This window comes from Bacillus sp. P4_D3, assembly GCF_056401855.1.
This window is the reverse complement of record NZ_JBFUIN010000903.1, coordinates 1-1,102: the sequence shown is the minus strand read 5'-3', so window position 1 is coordinate 1,102 and position 1,102 is coordinate 1. Positions and strand designations below refer to the sequence as shown.

Annotated in this window: 2 protein-coding genes and 1 pseudogene; 1 reads left to right on the top strand and 2 read right to left on the bottom strand. The window is 31.9% G+C overall.

Features of this window, described 5'->3' with window-relative positions:
• Nucleotides 1-150: multicopper oxidase domain-containing protein (locus AC1DTM_RS27835; protein WP_477001411.1), on the top strand; the 150-nt coding region annotated here is incomplete at its 5' end.
• Nucleotides 151-244: 94 nt separating this feature from the next.
• Here AC1DTM_RS27835 and AC1DTM_RS27830 read toward each other — a convergent pair.
• Both AC1DTM_RS27830 and AC1DTM_RS27825 read right to left on the bottom strand, forming a co-directional pair.
• Nucleotides 245-742, bottom strand: coding sequence for a DUF421 domain-containing protein (locus AC1DTM_RS27830; RefSeq protein WP_016104934.1), 498 nt, complete (start codon nt 740-742; stop codon nt 245-247).
• Between the two features lie 147 nt (nt 743-889).
• Nucleotides 890-1,039 (bottom strand): annotated as a pseudogene (locus tag AC1DTM_RS27825) (NmrA family NAD(P)-binding protein); the annotation flags it as partial.
• Between the last annotated feature and the right edge of the window lie 63 nt (nt 1,040-1,102).

Genomic DNA, 1,102 nt, shown 5'->3' with positions numbered 1-1,102 from the left:
GGTGAACAAATCGTCCGAATCATAATGAAGTTTGAGCCCTATTCTGGAGATTATGTATGGCATTGTCATCGTTTAGAGCATGAAGACCATGATATGATGAGACTGTTAAAAATCATACCTTCCAATCTTAATAGACACAAATCAAATTGATAGATACATTAAATAACACGAAAGTCCCTTCAGTATTACTGAAGGGACTTTTACATGTTTGTGAAAAGTACAAGAAGCGCTTTTCAGTCTACAACTATTTTTTAAAATTGTATTGCTCTAAAAGCTTCTCTAACATTTCCAAAGTAACTGGTTGTGCCTTAGTAGTTAGTTGATACCCAATTCGTCCATTCGTTTCTACGGTTGCTTGTTGTAAATTCTTGATTTCATGTATACCTTTTTCTCTCAGATGCATAAATAATTGTTGTTCTGACATTTTTGCGCGTAATAAATTCTTTTTTAAGATTTCTCCGTTTTCTATAACAATAATGCTAGTTCCATTTAGAAACTTTTCTACTTTTCGTGATTTCAATTCAATAAAATGAATGATAAGTAAAACACCCGCAAAAATAAACGCAGCAAAAATAGATGGGACTACTTTCCTACTTAATATAGGTTCTACAATAATACGACCTATAGAAACAACAATAATAATTTCAGCTCTCGTCATTTGGCTAACAGATTTACTACCTGTCAATTTTAAAACAATAATTCCAGTGAGGATTAAAATAATACTTTCAAAAAGTATATTCATTACAGCCCAATCCTTTAATAGTGAATGTTACTAGTATTCCCATTAAAGGATTTTTATGATATTTCACACACTCTTCAGACCATTAAGGATGTAAAGGTATCCATCCATAATCTTTATGTGCTTTATTATTTGAAGCACCTCTCTCCCGGCTATTACTGGTATAGCACCAACTTTCTTTATTGCTTCTACTTGTGATTCATTACGAATCATTGCAAACACCGTATGACCTTCTCTTATTACCATTGGCAATAAAGAACGTCCTATTACACCCGTTGCACCTGCTACAAAAATTTTCATATGTGTTCCTTCTTATTTTGAATATTATAATTGAGAAAAAAATATATAAGGTATGTGACAAAT

Bases quoted from the DNA above. Each gene is read 5' to 3' on its own strand.
- AC1DTM_RS27830 (WP_016104934.1), bottom strand. From the start codon at position 742: ATGAATATACTTTTTGAAAGTATTATTTTAATCCTCACTGGAATTATT.